The organism is Pseudomonas sp. FA117 (assembly GCF_057370475.1).
Genome location: NZ_CM170675.1, coordinates 4,134,709 through 4,149,702, shown reverse-complemented (window position 1 = coordinate 4,149,702; position 14,994 = coordinate 4,134,709). Strand labels below are relative to the sequence as shown.

11 protein-coding genes are annotated in these 14,994 nt (G+C 63.2%); 5 read left to right on the top strand and 6 right to left on the bottom strand.

Annotation, left to right across the window (positions count from 1 at the left end):
• Positions 1–614 precede the first annotated feature (614 nt).
• Positions 615–2,036, top strand: coding sequence for an amino acid permease (locus AC1TXO_RS19175; protein WP_486403192.1), 1,422 nt, complete (start codon positions 615–617; stop codon positions 2,034–2,036).
• Between the two features lie 116 nt (positions 2,037–2,152).
• Here AC1TXO_RS19175 and AC1TXO_RS19170 read toward each other — a convergent pair whose 3' ends face one another.
• Positions 2,153–3,037, bottom strand: coding sequence for a LysR substrate-binding domain-containing protein (locus AC1TXO_RS19170; protein ID WP_486403191.1), 885 nt, complete (start codon positions 3,035–3,037; stop codon positions 2,153–2,155).
• Positions 3,038–3,187: 150 nt separating this feature from the next.
• On the opposite strand from AC1TXO_RS19170, the gene ydiJ reads away from it, so the two are divergent.
• Entirely contained in the window at positions 3,188–6,208 is a 3,021-nt protein-coding gene (ydiJ, locus tag AC1TXO_RS19165; RefSeq protein WP_486403190.1) for a D-2-hydroxyglutarate dehydrogenase YdiJ, read from the top strand.
• 48 nt (positions 6,209–6,256) lie between these two features.
• Here ydiJ and AC1TXO_RS19160 read toward each other — a convergent pair whose 3' ends face one another.
• The 4 genes from AC1TXO_RS19160 to phhA form a co-directional block, all read right to left on the bottom strand.
• Entirely contained in the window at positions 6,257–7,450 is a 1,194-nt protein-coding gene (locus AC1TXO_RS19160; protein WP_486403189.1) for an MFS transporter, read from the bottom strand.
• A 98-nt stretch (positions 7,451–7,548) separates the two neighbouring features.
• Entirely contained in the window at positions 7,549–7,677 is a 129-nt protein-coding gene (locus AC1TXO_RS19155) for a hypothetical protein (RefSeq protein WP_256216352.1), read from the bottom strand.
• A 246-nt stretch (positions 7,678–7,923) separates the two neighbouring features.
• A complete protein-coding gene (locus AC1TXO_RS19150) occupies positions 7,924–8,280 on the bottom strand; it encodes a 4a-hydroxytetrahydrobiopterin dehydratase (protein ID WP_486403188.1) in 357 nt (118 codons plus the stop codon).
• Between the two features lie 39 nt (positions 8,281–8,319).
• Positions 8,320–9,105 (bottom strand): phenylalanine 4-monooxygenase, encoded by a 786-nt coding sequence (phhA, locus tag AC1TXO_RS19145; protein WP_486403187.1) that lies wholly within the window; start codon positions 9,103–9,105, stop codon positions 8,320–8,322.
• 252 nt (positions 9,106–9,357) lie between these two features.
• On the opposite strand from phhA, the gene AC1TXO_RS19140 reads away from it, so the two are divergent.
• On the top strand, positions 9,358–10,917 hold the full coding sequence (locus AC1TXO_RS19140; protein ID WP_486403186.1) for a sigma-54-dependent transcriptional regulator: 1,560 nt from the start codon (positions 9,358–9,360) through the stop codon (positions 10,915–10,917).
• 118 nt (positions 10,918–11,035) lie between these two features.
• Here the strand turns inward: AC1TXO_RS19140 and AC1TXO_RS19135 are convergent, their stop codons facing one another.
• Positions 11,036–11,293, bottom strand: a complete 258-nt coding sequence (locus tag AC1TXO_RS19135) for a DUF2790 domain-containing protein (protein ID WP_486403185.1) — start codon at positions 11,291–11,293, stop codon at positions 11,036–11,038.
• A 416-nt stretch (positions 11,294–11,709) separates the two neighbouring features.
• Here AC1TXO_RS19135 and acs point away from each other — a divergent pair, with 416 nt between their 5' ends.
• Both acs and AC1TXO_RS19125 read left to right on the top strand, forming a co-directional pair.
• On the top strand, positions 11,710–13,671 hold the full coding sequence (gene acs / locus AC1TXO_RS19130; RefSeq protein ID WP_486403184.1) for an acetate--CoA ligase: 1,962 nt from the start codon (positions 11,710–11,712) through the stop codon (positions 13,669–13,671).
• Between the two features lie 508 nt (positions 13,672–14,179).
• Positions 14,180–14,965, top strand: a complete 786-nt coding sequence (locus tag AC1TXO_RS19125; protein ID WP_486403183.1) for an ABC transporter substrate-binding protein — start codon at positions 14,180–14,182, stop codon at positions 14,963–14,965.
• The last annotated feature ends 29 nt before the right edge of the window (positions 14,966–14,994 follow it).

Here is a 14,994-nt window from a genome sequence, read left to right as displayed (position 1 = left end):
CCTTCGGGCTGGCTTTTTTGTGCCGGGTCGTAAACACGCAAGCAGCTGAACAGAAAGCATTTTTGCCCGCTCTGGAAAGTATTTGAACCATCCTGTAAAGAAATCTGTACGAAACGGAGCGGGATTGTCGTGCGGTTGGCTGCATGCCTCGCCGGTGTAAACAGATCTTGCCGCACGGCCCGCTGCAGAGCCTCTCCATGGCCGTCCACGCTATTGCCCAGGGCCGCGTTCCACGCTGTGATGACAGCCATTGCCCTGTGCATCGGCCCGCCTGCCAAGCTGGCCTTCAGAACAACAAATGGAGGCGCCATGTACGCCGATCACCGCGCCTTTTCAGGCCATCACCCCAGGACCGCTGCGTTTTTTCCCGAGGAAACGACGCAACGCGTTGACGCCTGCGCGCTTGCAGGGGTATACAATGCGCCGCGTTTTACCTGTGACCCCCTCGCGTACCACGCATTCCCGCCGACTCCCGGCTGATCCGCCCAGGCCCTGTGCCAGGCGCGACACCAGGGTCCGGGAACCCAAGGTAACCACCTTGCCTCATTCCGCTGTGCCACGAGCGCGGCGGGTCCGATTCCGTCACAGATAAAAACAAGCAGGTGACTTCGTTCATGAGTGGACACAATTCGCAGTCGTCAGGCGAACTCAAGCGTGGCTTGAAGAACCGCCACATCCAGCTGATCGCCCTGGGCGGCGCCATCGGTACCGGCCTGTTCCTCGGTTCGGCCGGGGTGATGAAATCCGCCGGCCCGTCGATGATCCTCGGCTATGCCATCTGTGGCTTCATTGCCTTCATGATCATGCGCCAGCTTGGCGAGATGATCGTCGAGGAACCGGTGGCCGGCTCCTTCAGCCATTTCGCCCACAAGTACTGGGGCGGTTTCGCCGGCTTCCTGTCGGGCTGGAACTGCTGGGTGCTGTACATCCTGGTGGGCATGTCGGAACTCTCCGCAGTCGGCAAGTACGTTCACTACTGGTGGCCGGAGATCCCGACCTGGGTGACGGCGGCAGGCTTCTTCCTGCTGATCAATGCGATCAACCTGATGAACGTCAAGGTGTTCGGCGAGGCCGAATTCTGGTTCGCGATCATCAAGGTCGCAGCCATCGTCGGCATGATCGCCCTGGGTGCCTACCTGCTCACCAGCGGCAGCGGCGGCCCCGACGCCTCGGTGACCAACCTGTGGAGCCATGGCGGGTTCTTCCCCAATGGCGTGAGCGGGCTGGTGATGGCCCTGGCGATCATCATGTTCTCCTTCGGCGGCCTGGAAATGCTCGGCTTCACCGCTGCCGAGGCCGACAAGCCGAAGACCGTGATCCCCAAGGCGATCAACCAGGTCATCTACCGTATCCTGATCTTCTACATCGGCGCCCTGGTGGTGCTGCTGTCGCTGACCCCGTGGGACAGCCTGGTCGCCAGCATCGACGCCTCCGGCGGCAGCTACGGCAGCAGCCCGTTCGTCCAGGTGTTCTCGCTGCTCGGCAGTGATGTGGCGGCGCATCTGCTGAACTTCGTGGTGCTGACCGCTGCGCTGTCGGTGTACAACAGCGGCACTTACTGCAACGCCCGCATGCTCTACGGCATGGCCGAGCAGGGCGATGCGCCGGCCGGCCTGGCGAAGATCGACCGTCGCGGCGTGCCGGTGCGGGCGATCCTGGCCTCGGCAGCCTTCACCCTGATTGCCGTGCTGCTCAACTACTTCATGCCGCAGCATGCCCTGGAGTTGCTGATGTCGCTGGTGGTCGCGGCGCTGGTGATCAACTGGGCGATGATCAGCTACTCACACCTGAAGTTCCGCCAGCACCTCGACCGCACCGGCCAGAAGCCGCTGTTCAAGGCGCTGTGGTACCCCTACGGCAACTACCTGTGCCTGGCCTTCGTGGTGCTGATCCTGGGCATCATGCTGCAGATCCCGGGGATCCAGATCTCGGTCTATGCGATTCCGGTGTGGCTGGTGGTGATGTATGTGTTCTACGTGATCAAGAGCAAGCGCATGGCGCAGGCGGAGACTGCGGCCGGCAGCGTCGCCAAGTAAGCCGGCAGCTTGATTCGGAAAAACCCGGTGCCGGGTGACTGGCATCGGGTTTTTTGTTGCCAGGTCAGGCCCTGTGGGAGCGTGCTTGCCCGCGAAAGCGCCCAACCAGGCACCCGCTAGATCTGCTCCAGCAACCACCCGCGAAACGCCCTGAGCGACGGCAGCGCCTCGTTGCGCGGCGGGTAGATCAGGTAGTAGCTGCGCTGGCTGGCGAAAGCCTCGCCCGGGCTGAACAGCTCGCCCTTGGCCAGTTCCTCGGCCACCAGGATTCTTGGCACCAGGCCGATGCCGATCCCGGCGCGTACCGCCTGGATCAGGTGCGAGGTCAGCTCGAAGCTCGGTCCCAGGCGCATGGCGCGGTGAGCCAGGGCGTGATGGGAAAACCACTCGCCCCAGGCATGTGGGTTGTTGGCGACATTGAGCAGCAGTTCCTCGCTGATCCGCGCCGGTGTCCACGCCTGCGCAGCGTCCGCCGCCTGCGGCGGCAGGATCACCACCAGTTCCTCGGCATGCAGGCGGTGGCAGATCAGCCCGGGCAGGTCGTGGCTGGCCACGCCGATGGCGGCATCGATCTCGCTGGTGTCGAAGTTGATCGCCTCGATGCGCGAATGGATGTGCACCAGCATCCCCGGGTGGGCGCTGTAGAACGCGTTCAGGCGTGGCAGCAGCCATTTCGAGCCGAAAGTCGGCAGGGTCGCCAGGCGCAGGGTGCCGACACCGGACTGGTAGGCGAGGGCCTGCAGCGTGGCGCTGCGGATACGCCCGAGGGCTTCGCTGAGTTCGCGCTGATAGAGGCGCCCGACATCGGTCAGTTGCACCTGGCGCCCTTCGCGACGGAACAGGGTCAGGCCCAGTTGCTGCTCCAGGGCCTGGACCTGGCGGCTGACTGCGCTCTGGGTCAGCGACAGTTCGACGGCGGCGCGGGTGTAGCTTTCATGCCGGGCAGCGGCTTCGAAGGCCAGCAGCAAGGACATCGATGGCGTCAGGTGGCGGTAATTCATTCATGAAACTCATCGATAGCGGCAGGATTATCCGTTTGCCCTCGGCTGGAAAGTACAGGAACATTGGCCTCCTCGTCATCTGCGCAGCGTGCATTCATGCGCTGATGGCAACCGTGAACCTGCCTATACAGATCAAGAGGCCATCCTTCGATGATCGCCCAGTTGCCCGTCCGTGCGCCTGCCGCCGGTTACCCCGAATTCCTCGAAGCCCTGCGTGCCAGCGGCTTCCGTGGCCAGATCAGCGCCGACTACGGCACCCGTACGGTGCTGGCCACCGACAACTCGATCTACCAGCGCCTGCCCCAGGCGGCGGTGTTCCCGCAGGATGCCGACGATGTGGCGCGGGTCGCGACGCTGATGGCCGAGCCGCGTTTTCGCCAGATCAAACTGACCCCGCGTGGCGGTGGGACCGGCACCAACGGCCAGTCGCTCACCGACGGCATCATCGTCGACCTGTCGCGGCACATGAACGGTATCCTCGAGATCAACACCCAGGAGCGCTGGGTGCGGGTCCAGGCCGGTGTGGTCAAGGACCAGCTCAATGCTGCGCTCAAGCCGCACGGGCTGTTCTTCGCCCCTGAGCTGTCGACGTCCAACCGCGCCACAGTGGGCGGCATGATCAACACCGACGCCAGCGGCCAGGGCAGTTGCACCTACGGCAAGACCCGCGACCATGTGCTCGAACTGCACAGCGTGCTGCTCGGTGGCGAGCGCCTGCACAGCCTGCCGATCGACGACGCCGCGCTGGAGCAGGCATGCGCTGCATCCGGGCGGGTGGGCGAGGTGTACCGCATGGCGCGGGATATCCAGCAGACCCAGGCCGAGCTGATCGAAAGCACGTTCCCCAAGCTCAACCGCTGCCTGACCGGCTACGACCTGGCGCACCTGCGCGACGAGCAGGGGCGCTTCAACCTCAACAGCGTGCTGTGTGGTGCCGAAGGCTCGCTGGGCTACGTGGTCGAGGCCAAGCTCAACGTGCTGCCGATCCCGAAGTACGCGGTGCTGGTCAACGTACGCTACACCAGCTTCATGGATGCCCTGCGCGACGCCAATGCACTGATGGCGCACAAGCCGCTGTCGATCGAGACGGTCGATTCCAAGGTGCTGATGCTGGCGATGAAGGATATCGTCTGGCACAGCGTCGCCGAGTACTTCCCCGCCGACGCCGAGCGCCCGACCCTGGGCATCAACCTGGTCGAGTTCTGCGGCGACGAGCCGGAGGAGGTCAATGCCCGGGTCGAGGCGTTCGTCGAGCACCTGCGCAACGACACCGGCGTCGAGCGACTGGGCCACACGCTGGCCGAAGGCGCCGAGGCAGTGACTCGCGTCTACACCATGCGCAAGCGTTCGGTGGGGTTGCTGGGCAACGTCGAGGGCGAGGTGCGCCCGCAGCCGTTCGTGGAAGATACCGCGGTGCCGCCGGAGCAACTGGCCGACTACATCGCCGAGTTCCGCGCGCTGCTCGATGGTCATGGCCTGGCCTATGGCATGTTCGGTCACGTCGACGCCGGTGTGCTGCACGTGCGCCCGGCGCTGGACATGAAGGATCCGGCGCAGGCCGCGCTGGTCAAGCCGATCTCCGACGCGGTGGCAGCGTTGACCAGGCGCTATGGCGGCCTGCTCTGGGGTGAGCACGGCAAGGGCCTGCGTTCGGAGTACGTGCCGGAATACTTCGGTGAGCTGTATCCGGCGCTGCAGCGCCTGAAGGGTGCGTTCGACCCGCACAACCAGCTCAACCCGGGCAAGATCTGCACGCCGCCCGACAGCGCCGAGGGCCTGACCCCGGTCGACGGCGTCACCCTGCGCGGCGATCTGGACCGCAACATCGATGAGCGCGTGTGGCAGAGTTTCGGCAGCGCGGTGCACTGCAACGGCAACGGCGCCTGCTACAACTACGACCCCAACGACGCCATGTGCCCGTCGTGGAAGGCCACTCGCGAGCGCCAGCATTCGCCCAAGGGGCGCGCCTCGCTGATCCGTGAATGGCTGCGCCTGCAAGGCGAGGCCAACATCGATGTACTCGCCTCGGACCAGCGCAAGGCGTCGTGGCTCAAGGGCCTGCCGGCGCGCCTGGGCAACCTGCGCGCCCAGCGCAAGGGGCAGGAAGACTTCTCCCACGAGGTGTACGACGCCATGGCCGGTTGCCTGGCCTGCAAGTCGTGCGCGGGGCAGTGCCCGATCAAGGTGAATGTGCCGGATTTCCGTTCACGTTTCCTCGAGCTCTACCACGGCCGTTACCAGCGTCCGCTGCGTGACTACCTGATCGGTTCGCTGGAGTTCACCATTCCGTACCTGGCCCATGCGCCGGGTCTGTACAACGCGGTGATGGGATCGAAGTGGGTCAGCCGCCTGCTGGCCGACAAGGTCGGCATGGTCGACAGCCCGCTGATCAGCCGCTTCAACTTCCAGTCCACCCTGACCCGTTGCCGTGTCGGCGTGGCCAGCGTGCCTGCACTGCGCGAGCTGACTCCAGCCCAGCGCGAGCGCAGTATCGTGCTGGTACAGGATGCGTTCACCCGCTATTTCGAGACGCCGTTGCTGGCCTCGTTCATCGAGCTGGCTCATCGGCTGGGCTACAAGGTGTTCCTGGCGCCCTACAGCGCCAACGGCAAGCCGTTGCACGTGCAGGGCTTCCTCGGTGCCTTCGCCAGGGCCGCGATCCGCAATGGCCGGCAGCTCAAGGCGCTGGCCGATTGTGGTGTACCGCTGGTGGGCCTGGATCCGGCGATGACCCTGGTCTATCGCCAGGAATACCAGAAGGTCGATGGCCTGCAGGGCTGCCCGACGGTGCTGTTGCCGCAGGAGTGGCTGATGGATGCCTTGCCCGAGCAGGCCACGGGGCAGGGTGGCAGCTTCCGCCTGATGGCGCACTGCACCGAGAAGACCAATGTGCCGGCCAGCACCCGGCAGTGGGAACAGGTCTTCGCGCGCATGGGGCTGAAGCTTTCCACCGAGGCTACGGGGTGCTGCGGCATGTCCGGCACCTACGGTCACGAGGCGCGTAACCAGCAGACCTCGAAGACCATCTTCGAGCAGTCCTGGGCGACCAAGCTGGACAAGGATGGTGAGGCGCTGGCGACCGGTTATTCCTGCCGCAGCCAGGTCAAGCGCATGACCGAGAAGCAATTGCGCCACCCGTTGGAGGTGGTGTTGCAGCACGTGGTGCGTTGATCTCGCAGCCTCTTCGCGGGCAAGCCCGCGAGGAGGTCAGCGCAACCTTCAGCCGTGCTGTGCTCGCCCGAGCCGCGCCTGCCGGTACAGGTACAGGCTCAGCACCAGCCCGCACACCGCCGCGCCGGCGGCAAACAGGAAGATCGACCTGAAGCCGAACCCCGAAGCCACTGCGCCAACCAGTGGCCCGGTGATCCCCAGCGACAGGTCGATGAACAGCGAATACGCCCCGACCGCCGCCCCGCGGTTGGCTGCCGACACCTGGTTCACTGCCTCCACGCCCAACGCCGGGAACACCAGCGAGAAGCCGAAGCCGCTCAAGGCCGCGCCCACCAGGGCCAGCTCGGCATTGGGCGCCAGCCACAGCATCAGCAGGCCCAGGGTTTCCACCGACAGGCAGGCAATGGCGACCCGGAAGCCGCCGATACGGTTGATCAGGTTGCCGAACAGCAGGCGTGCGCAGATGAAGCTGGCACCGAACAGGCTCAGGGTCAGCGCGGCGTTCGGCCAGCTACGGCTGGCGTAGTACAGGGTGATGAAGGTGGCGATGGTGCCGAAGCCGATCGAGCCCAGCGCCAGCCCCGAACCATGCGGGAACACCTTGCCCAGCACCTGCAGGAAGGGCAGGCGCTTGCCGGCCACCACCGGTGCCGCCTGCTTCGGCCAGGCCAGGGCCAGGCCGAGGATGCCCAGCAGGATGATGCTCACGCCCATGCTCCACAGCCCCAGGCCCTTGACCATCAGCACCCCCAGCGGCGCGCCGACGGCCAGTGCGCCGTAGCTGGCGATGCCGTTCCAGGAGATGACCTTGGCCGTGTGCTCGGCGCCGACCCGGCCGATGCCCCAGCCAATCGAACCCGAGCCCACCAGGCTTTCCGCGCTGCCCAGTACCAGGCGCCCGACCAGCAGGCAGGCCAGGCTCAGCCAGGGCAGGTGGGTGAGGAAGCTGCAGGCGAGCATGAACACCCCGCTCAAACCGCAGCCGAACAGGCCCCACATCACCGCCTTCTTGCTGCCAAGGTTGTCGATGATGCGGCTGGCGGTCGGGCGGCTGAGCAGGGTTGCCAAGTACTGCACGCTGATCACCAGCCCGGCGAGCACGGCGCTGAAGCCCAGGTCGTTGTGCACGTAGCTGGGTAACACGGCCAGGGGGATGCCGATGTTCAGGTAGCCGATGAAGGTGAAGAGGACGATGGAGACGACTTGCAGGGTGACCGCAAGAGGGCGCGGTGAGTCGGGCATGGGGGCCTTCGTGGCAGAGGTTCTGGACTGTGTGAAAACGCGATGACGGGGGTAGCCCGCAGGTCAGCCGTTTTCACACGGTCGGTGGGGATGCGCGGTTATTCCTGATCGGCGCTGGATTGATCGTCACTGTCCTGCGAAGCAGGTGCCGGCTCGGCGGCGTGGGCGGTGACGGTTTGCTCTTCGGGGTTCAGGCTTGGGAAGGGAAGATTCGGGATTTCATGCATCTCGTCGTTCCTCGCAAGTGTGAGTGAAAAGGCGGCGCGTAGCGCAGTGGAAGCTTTTGCAAAGCCGGGGCAGGATACAGCAGTCTGGATGACAGTTTATAAATTTTCCTGTTCGCCGGTCGGTTTGCGGGCGAACAGCGGACGGGCAAGGCGCCCTTTTCGCCGGTACGTCGCCACACTCGAGAGCGACGCAATACCGGTGGGAGCGGGTTTACCCGCGAAAAGGGCGATGCGATATATCAGGCGTTATTTACGCCCTTCAGCCGTCTCGGCCACCTTGTCGGTACGTGCGCACATGATGAAATCGTTGCGGTGCAGGCCCTTGATCGAGTGGCTCCACCAGGTCACGGTGACCTTGCCCCACTCGGTGAGCAGGCCTGGGTGGTGGCCCTCGGCCTCGGCGATCTCGCCGACGGCGTTGGTGAAGGCCAGGGCGTGCTTGAAGTTCTTGAACAGGAACACACGCTCCAGTTCCATATGGCCATCACGCACTTCGACGTTCCATTCCGGAATCTCGCGGATCAGTTCGGCCAGTTCTTCGTCGCTGACCTTCGGGGCGTCGGCGCGGCAGGCTTCGCAGTGGGCTTGGTTCAAGGCATTCATGGAGGTTTTCCGCTTTCGAGTTGTTGTCGGCAAGGCGGCTCAGGCCGCCTTGGGTGGGAATTTCGGCGCGTGCAGGCCCAGCTGCATGGCCTGCTGGACCATGCCCATGATGTCATCGTGGGCCAGGTCGAACAGGCGCTTCATGTTCGGCAGGACGAAGTACACCGGCTGCAGGATATCGATACGGTAAGGCGTGCGCATGGCCTCGATCGGGTCGAAGGCCTGGTGCTCAGGCTCGCCGGACAGGCTGTAGACCGTCTCTTTCGGTGAGGAGAGGATACCGCCGCCATAGATCTTGCGGCCCTGGGCGGTTTCCATCAGGCCGAACTCGATGGTCATCCAGTACAGCCGCGCCAGGTACACCCGCTGCTCCTTGGTCGCGGCCAGGCCGAGCTTGCCATAGGTGTGGGTGAATTCGGCGAACCAGGGGTTGGTCAGCAGCGGGCAGTGGCCGAAGATCTCGTGGAAGATGTCCGGTTCCTGCAGGTAGTCCAGCTCCTCCGGGGTGCGGATGAAGGTGGCGACCGGGAAACGCTTGCTGGCCAGCAGTTCGAAGAAGGTCTGAAAGGGAATCAGCGCCGGTACCCGGGCCACCTGCCAGCCGGTGGTGGCGCCCAGCACCTTGTTCACTTCGCCCAGTTGCGGAATGCGGTCATGGGGCAGCTTGAGCTGTTCGATGCCGTCCAGGTATTCCTGGCACGCGCGGCCCTCGATCACTTTCAACTGGCGGGTGATCAAGGTGTTCCACACCGCATGCTCTTGCTGCGGGTAGTCGATAAAACCCTGCGCATCGGGCTCGCGGGCCACGTATTGCGTCTGCTTCATGGAGCTCTCCTGGTGAGGGCTTTCTTGTTATGTGGGACGTGCCCTAGAAATAGCCCTCTGCCGGTCGTTTTGCACTGCTTCTGCAAGTAGGAAAGCCGAGCAGGAGGAAGGCTTGTTGTAACGATAATTTTACAAAATAACGGTTATCCCGGAAAATCAAGGGTGTCCGGCTGATGTTGTGTGCATTTTTGTCAGCTTATCTTTACGAGTTTTCTGCGCGTCGATGAAAAATCGTCTGCCTCGGGGTCTTCCATGCGTATCAAAGTCCACTGCCAGAACCGCATCGGCATCCTGCGCGACATTCTCAACCTGCTGGTGGAGTACGGCATCAACGTGCTGCGCGGCGAGGTCGGCGGCGATCACGGCAACGCCATCTACCTGCACTGCCCGAACCTGATCAACCTGCAGTTCCAGGCACTACGGCCCAAGTTCGAAGCCATTGCCGGTGTCTTCGGGGTCAAGCGTGTCGGATTGATGCCCAGCGAGCGTCGGCACATGGAACTCAATGCGCTGCTGGGGGCGTTGGAGTTTCCGGTGCTGTCGATCGACATGGGCGGCAGCATCGTCGCGGCCAACCGCGCCGCCGCGCAGCTGCTTGGGGTGAGGGTCGACGAGGTGCCGGGCTTGCCGTTGGCGCGCTATGTCGAGGACTTCGACCTGCCGGAGCTGGTGCGGGCCAACAAGTCACGGATCAACGGGCTGCGGATCAAGGTCAGGGGCGATGTGTTCCTGGCCGATATCGCGCCGTTGCAGTCCGAGCACGACGACAGCGAGGCGCTGGCCGGCGCGGTGCTGACCCTGCACCGCGCCGACCGTATCGGTGAGCGCATCTATAACGTGCGCAAGCAGGAGTTGCGCGGGTTCGACAGCATCTTCCAGAGCTCGCGGGTGATGGCTGCCGTGGTGCGCGAGGCGCGGCGCATGGCACCGCTGGATGCGCCGTTGCTGATCGAGGGCGAAACCGGAACCGGCAAGGAACTGCTGGCCCGTGCCTGCCACCTGGCCAGCCCGCGAGGCCAGGCGCCATTGATGGCGCTCAATTGTGCCGGGCTGCCCGAGTCGATGGCCGAGACCGAGCTGTTCGGCTACGGTCCGGGCGCCTTCGAGGGGGCCCGGGCTGAGGGCAAGCTGGGGCTGCTGGAGTTGACCGCGGGTGGCACGCTGTTCCTGGATGGGGTAGGGGAGATGAGCCCGCGCCTGCAGGTGAAGCTGCTGCGTTTCCTGCAGGACGGCTGCTTCCGGCGAGTCGGCAGCGACGAGGAGGTCTACCTCGATGTGCGGGTGATCTGTGCCACCCAGGTCGATCTGTCGGAGTTGTGCGCACGGGGGGAGTTCCGCCAGGACCTTTACCACCGGCTCAATGTGCTGTCGCTGCACATCCCGCCGCTGCGCGAGTGCATGGATGGCCTGGAAGGGCTGGCGCAGCACTTCCTCGACCAGGCCAGCCGGCAGATCGGTTGCCCATTGCCACGTCTGGCGCCTGCGGCGATGGACAAGTTGAGTCAATACCACTGGCCGGGCAATGTACGGCAACTGGAAAACGTGTTGTTCCAGGCCGTGTCGTTATGCGAAGGCGGTATCGTCAAGGGCGAACATATACGCCTGCCGGACTATGGTGCACGACAACCTTTGGGCGAGTTCTCATTGGAAGGAGAACTTGCACAGATTGTCGGGCGTTTTGAAAAAGCGGTATTGGAAAGTTTGATGGCAGAGTTTCCAAGTAGCCGGGCGCTGGGTAAAAGACTGGGTGTTTCCCATACCACGATTGCCAACAAGTTGCGGGAGTATGCGTTGGGCAAGTCGGCGGATTAATGATGGTTCGGGTAAGGGATATTTAATCGGCGGTGTTATTTTCGCGGGCAAGCCCGCTCCCACAAAAGCCCGCTCCCGTAAAGGTGTCGAGATCTGCCGAAGGGAGCGGGCCGGCGAGTTAACCGTTGGAGCAGCCGTTGCCCATGACGCGGTATTCGAGAATGTGCTTCTGGCCCTTGGAGTCTTCGTAGGTCATGCGCGCCGGCACCACTTCGCAGACATTCGGCACTTCGCTCATCGACAGCACCCTGGCAATGTCCAGGTGCTGCGAGTAGGTGTACTGTTCGACCGGAATCTGCTCGGCATTCGTTGCAACGTCGTCGGCCATTGCCGCGCTGCAGACACTGCCAAGTACCAATACCAGTAAAGCTTTCATTTTCAATTTACCTGTCTAAGGTCGTGAGGGGGCGCGCGGCACTTGTGGTGCCGCGTATACATCCAAAGTTTCACTGTCGTAATAGAGAGGCGATCAACGTGCCTTCGTGGGGGCTGTTACATGAAATTAATCGCCTTGCCGTTGCTGGCGAGGTGAATTCTAGGAGCCTGCCCTGAATTGAAAAAGAGCAGGTTTTGATAAAGTTTTCCGGGCTTTTGACGAATCTGGTAACAATCGCTGGTACGGGCGTACCTGTTTTAGCGGTGCAGCGCCGAAACACTGCGGGCTAGAGCCGCTTGATGAAATTCATCCTCGCTGCACGCTACACGTTACTACCAACGTCGAATGGTCATGGGCGCTCTGGTACAGTTAAAACCGTCCCATACAAAAACAACTATTCCACCGAGGTAACACAGATGAGTGCGGCTCCACTGTATCCCGTTCGTCCCGAGGTTGCGGCAAACACCCTGACCGACGAGGCCACCTACAAGGCCATGTACCAGCAATCGGTGATCAACCCGGACGGTTTCTGGCGCGAGCAGGCCCAGCGCCTGGACTGGATCAAGCCGTTCACCAAGGTCAAGCAGACCTCGTTTGACGACCACCATGTCGACATCAAATGGTTCGCCGACGGCACTCTGAACGTTTCCTACAACTGCCTGGACCGCCACCTCGAGGAGCGCGGCGACCAGTTGGCAATCATCTGGGAAGGCGACGACCCTTCCGAGCACCGCAACATCACCTACCGCGAGCTGCACGAGCAGGTCTGCAAGTTCGCCAACGCCCTGCGTGGCCAGGACGTGCACCGCGGCGACGTGGTGACCATCTACATGCCGATGATTCCCGAGGCCGTGGTGGCCATGCTGGCTTGCGCCCGCATCGGCGCCATCCACTCCGTGGTATTCGGCGGCTTCTCCCCCGAGGCCCTGGCCGGTCGCATCATCGACTGCAAGTCCAAGATCGTCATCACCGCCGACGAGGGGCTGCGCGGTGGCCGCCGTACGCCGCTCAAGGCCAACGTCGACCTGGCGCTGACCAACCCTGAAACCAACAGCGTGCAGAAGATCATCGTGTGCAAGCGTACCGGTGGCGACATCGCCTGGCACCAGCACCGCGACATCTGGTACGAAGACCTGATGAAGGTCGCGTCCAGCCACTGCGCGCCGAAGGAGATGGGCGCCGAGGAAGCGCTGTTCATCCTCTATACCTCCGGCTCCACCGGCAAGCCCAAGGGTGTGCTGCACACCACCGGCGGCTACCTGGTGTATGCCGCCCTCACTCACGAGCGCGTGTTCGACTACCGTCCGGGCGAGGTCTACTGGTGCACCGCCGACGTGGGCTGGGTCACCGGTCACAGCTACATCGTCTACGGCCCGCTGGCCAATGGCGCGACCACGCTGCTGTTCGAAGGCGTGCCGAACTACCCGGACATCACCCGTGTGTCGAAGATCGTCGACAAGCACAAGGTCAATGTCCTCTACACCGCCCCGACCGCCATCCGCGCGATGATGGCCGAAGGTCAGGCCGCAGTCGAAGGCGCCGACGGCTCGAGCCTGCGCCTGCTCGGTTCGGTGGGCGAGCCGATCAACCCGGAAGCCTGGAACTGGTACTACAAGACGGTCGGCAAGGAGCGTTGCCCGATCGTCGACACCTGGTGGCAGACCGAGACCGGCGGCATCCTCATCAGCCCGCTGCCGGGTGCCACCGGCCTCAAGCCGGGCTCGGCGACCCGTCCGTTCTTCGGTGTGGTCCCGGCCCTGGTGGACAACCTGGGCAACCTGATCGAGGGCGCCGCCGAGGGCAACCTGGTGATCCTCGATTCGTGGCCGGGCCAGTCGCGCTCGCTGTACGGCGATCACGACCGCTTCGTCGACACCTACTTCAAGACTTTCCGTGGCATGTATTTCACCGGTGACGGTGCGCGCCGCGACGAAGATGGCTACTACTGGATCACCGGTCGCGTGGACGATGTGCTCAACGTCTCCGGGCACCGCATGGGGACCGCCGAGATCGAGAGCGCGATGGTCGCCCACTCCAAGGTTGCCGAGGCTGCGGTGGTGGGTGTGCCGCACGACATCAAGGGGCAGGGCATCTATGTCTATGTCACGCTCAATGCCGGGGTGGAATCCAGCGAGCAACTGCGTCAGGAGCTGAAGAACTGGGTGCGCAAGGAGATCGGCCCGATCGCCTCGCCGGATGTCATCCAGTGGGCGCCGGGCCTGCCCAAGACCCGCTCGGGCAAGATCATGCGGCGCATCCTGCGCAAGATCGCCACGGGTGAGTACGATGCACTGGGTGATATCTCGACCCTGGCCGATCCGGGCGTGGTCCAGCACCTGATCGACACGCACAAGGCCATGAGCCTGGCGACCGCGTGATGATGCCCTGGGGGTAGGCTGCCTTGCCCTTGCTCCCTGCAACCAGACCCCGCCGTTGATCGGCGGGGTTTTTGCATTCTGTTACCCGACATTCATCGGTAACCCGCTGCTGTCACCCTGATTGCACGCAAGCGGGGCCAGGGGAAACATCCATGCGCCTTCGCGGTGCGGCCTTGTAGCCATTTTTTGCAGTGGTGCACCCTGCACTTGCCGGATTACAAGGCTTTGCCAATAATAGGCCCACTTATTGCTTCGTCTAAAGGTTGTTTTCCTTTTGCGCTTGCATGTTTCGCAAGAGCTGTCAATATCGCCGCCCGCAGCTTCAGGCGCTTCTGTACGTAGTTGTCGCTTTGAAGAAATATCGACTACCGGGCTGTCGTTAAAATGCCACTCACTCGCTCGTGGTCTGCGACCTTGGTCGAACCCTGCGCGGCTCGCGTTGTACTCATTCGCATATCCGGCAATCGTGTCCCTGCCGAGTATTGCCCCGTACCGATGGAGTTACCTGATGAAGAAGCTTGCACTGCTTGGCGCCCTGGCGCTGTCTGTGTTTTCCCTGGTCTCGCAGGCCGACGAGAAGCCGTTGAAGATCGGTATCGAAGCCGCCTACCCACCCTTCGCCTTCAAGCAGCCTGACGGCAGCATCGCCGGTTTCGACTACGACATCGGCAACGCCCTGTGCGAAGAGATGAAAGCCAAGTGCACCTGGGTCGAGCAGGAGTTCGATGGTCTGATCCCGGCGCTGAAAGTGCGCAAGATCGACGCCATCCTGTCGTCGATGTCGATCACCGACGATCGCAAGAAGTCGGTCGACTTCACCAAGCGCTACTACCTCACTCCGGCGCGCCTGGTGATGAAGGAAGGCAGCACCGTCAGCGACAGCCTCGACGAACTCAAGGGCAAGAAGATCGGCGTGCAGCGCGGTTCGATCCACGATCGCTTCGCCAAGGAAGTCCTGGCACCGAAGGGCGCCACCGTCGTGCCTTACGGCACCCAGAACGAAATCTACCTGGACGTCGCCGCCGGCCGCCTCGATGGCACCGTGGCCGACGCCACCCTGCTCGAGGACGGCTTCCTGAAAACCGACGCCGGCAAGGGCTTCGCTTTCGTCGGTCCTTCGTTCACCGACGTGAAGTACTTCGGTGACGGCGTCGGCATCGCCGTGCGCAAGGGCGACAAGGCCAACGCCGACCGCATCAACGCCGCCATCGACGCGATCCGCGCCAACGGCAAATACAAAGAGATCGAGAAGAAGTACTTCAACTTCGACATCTACGGCCCAGACGCCAACTAAGTCGTCGGGTTCACCTGTGCAATGGTGCA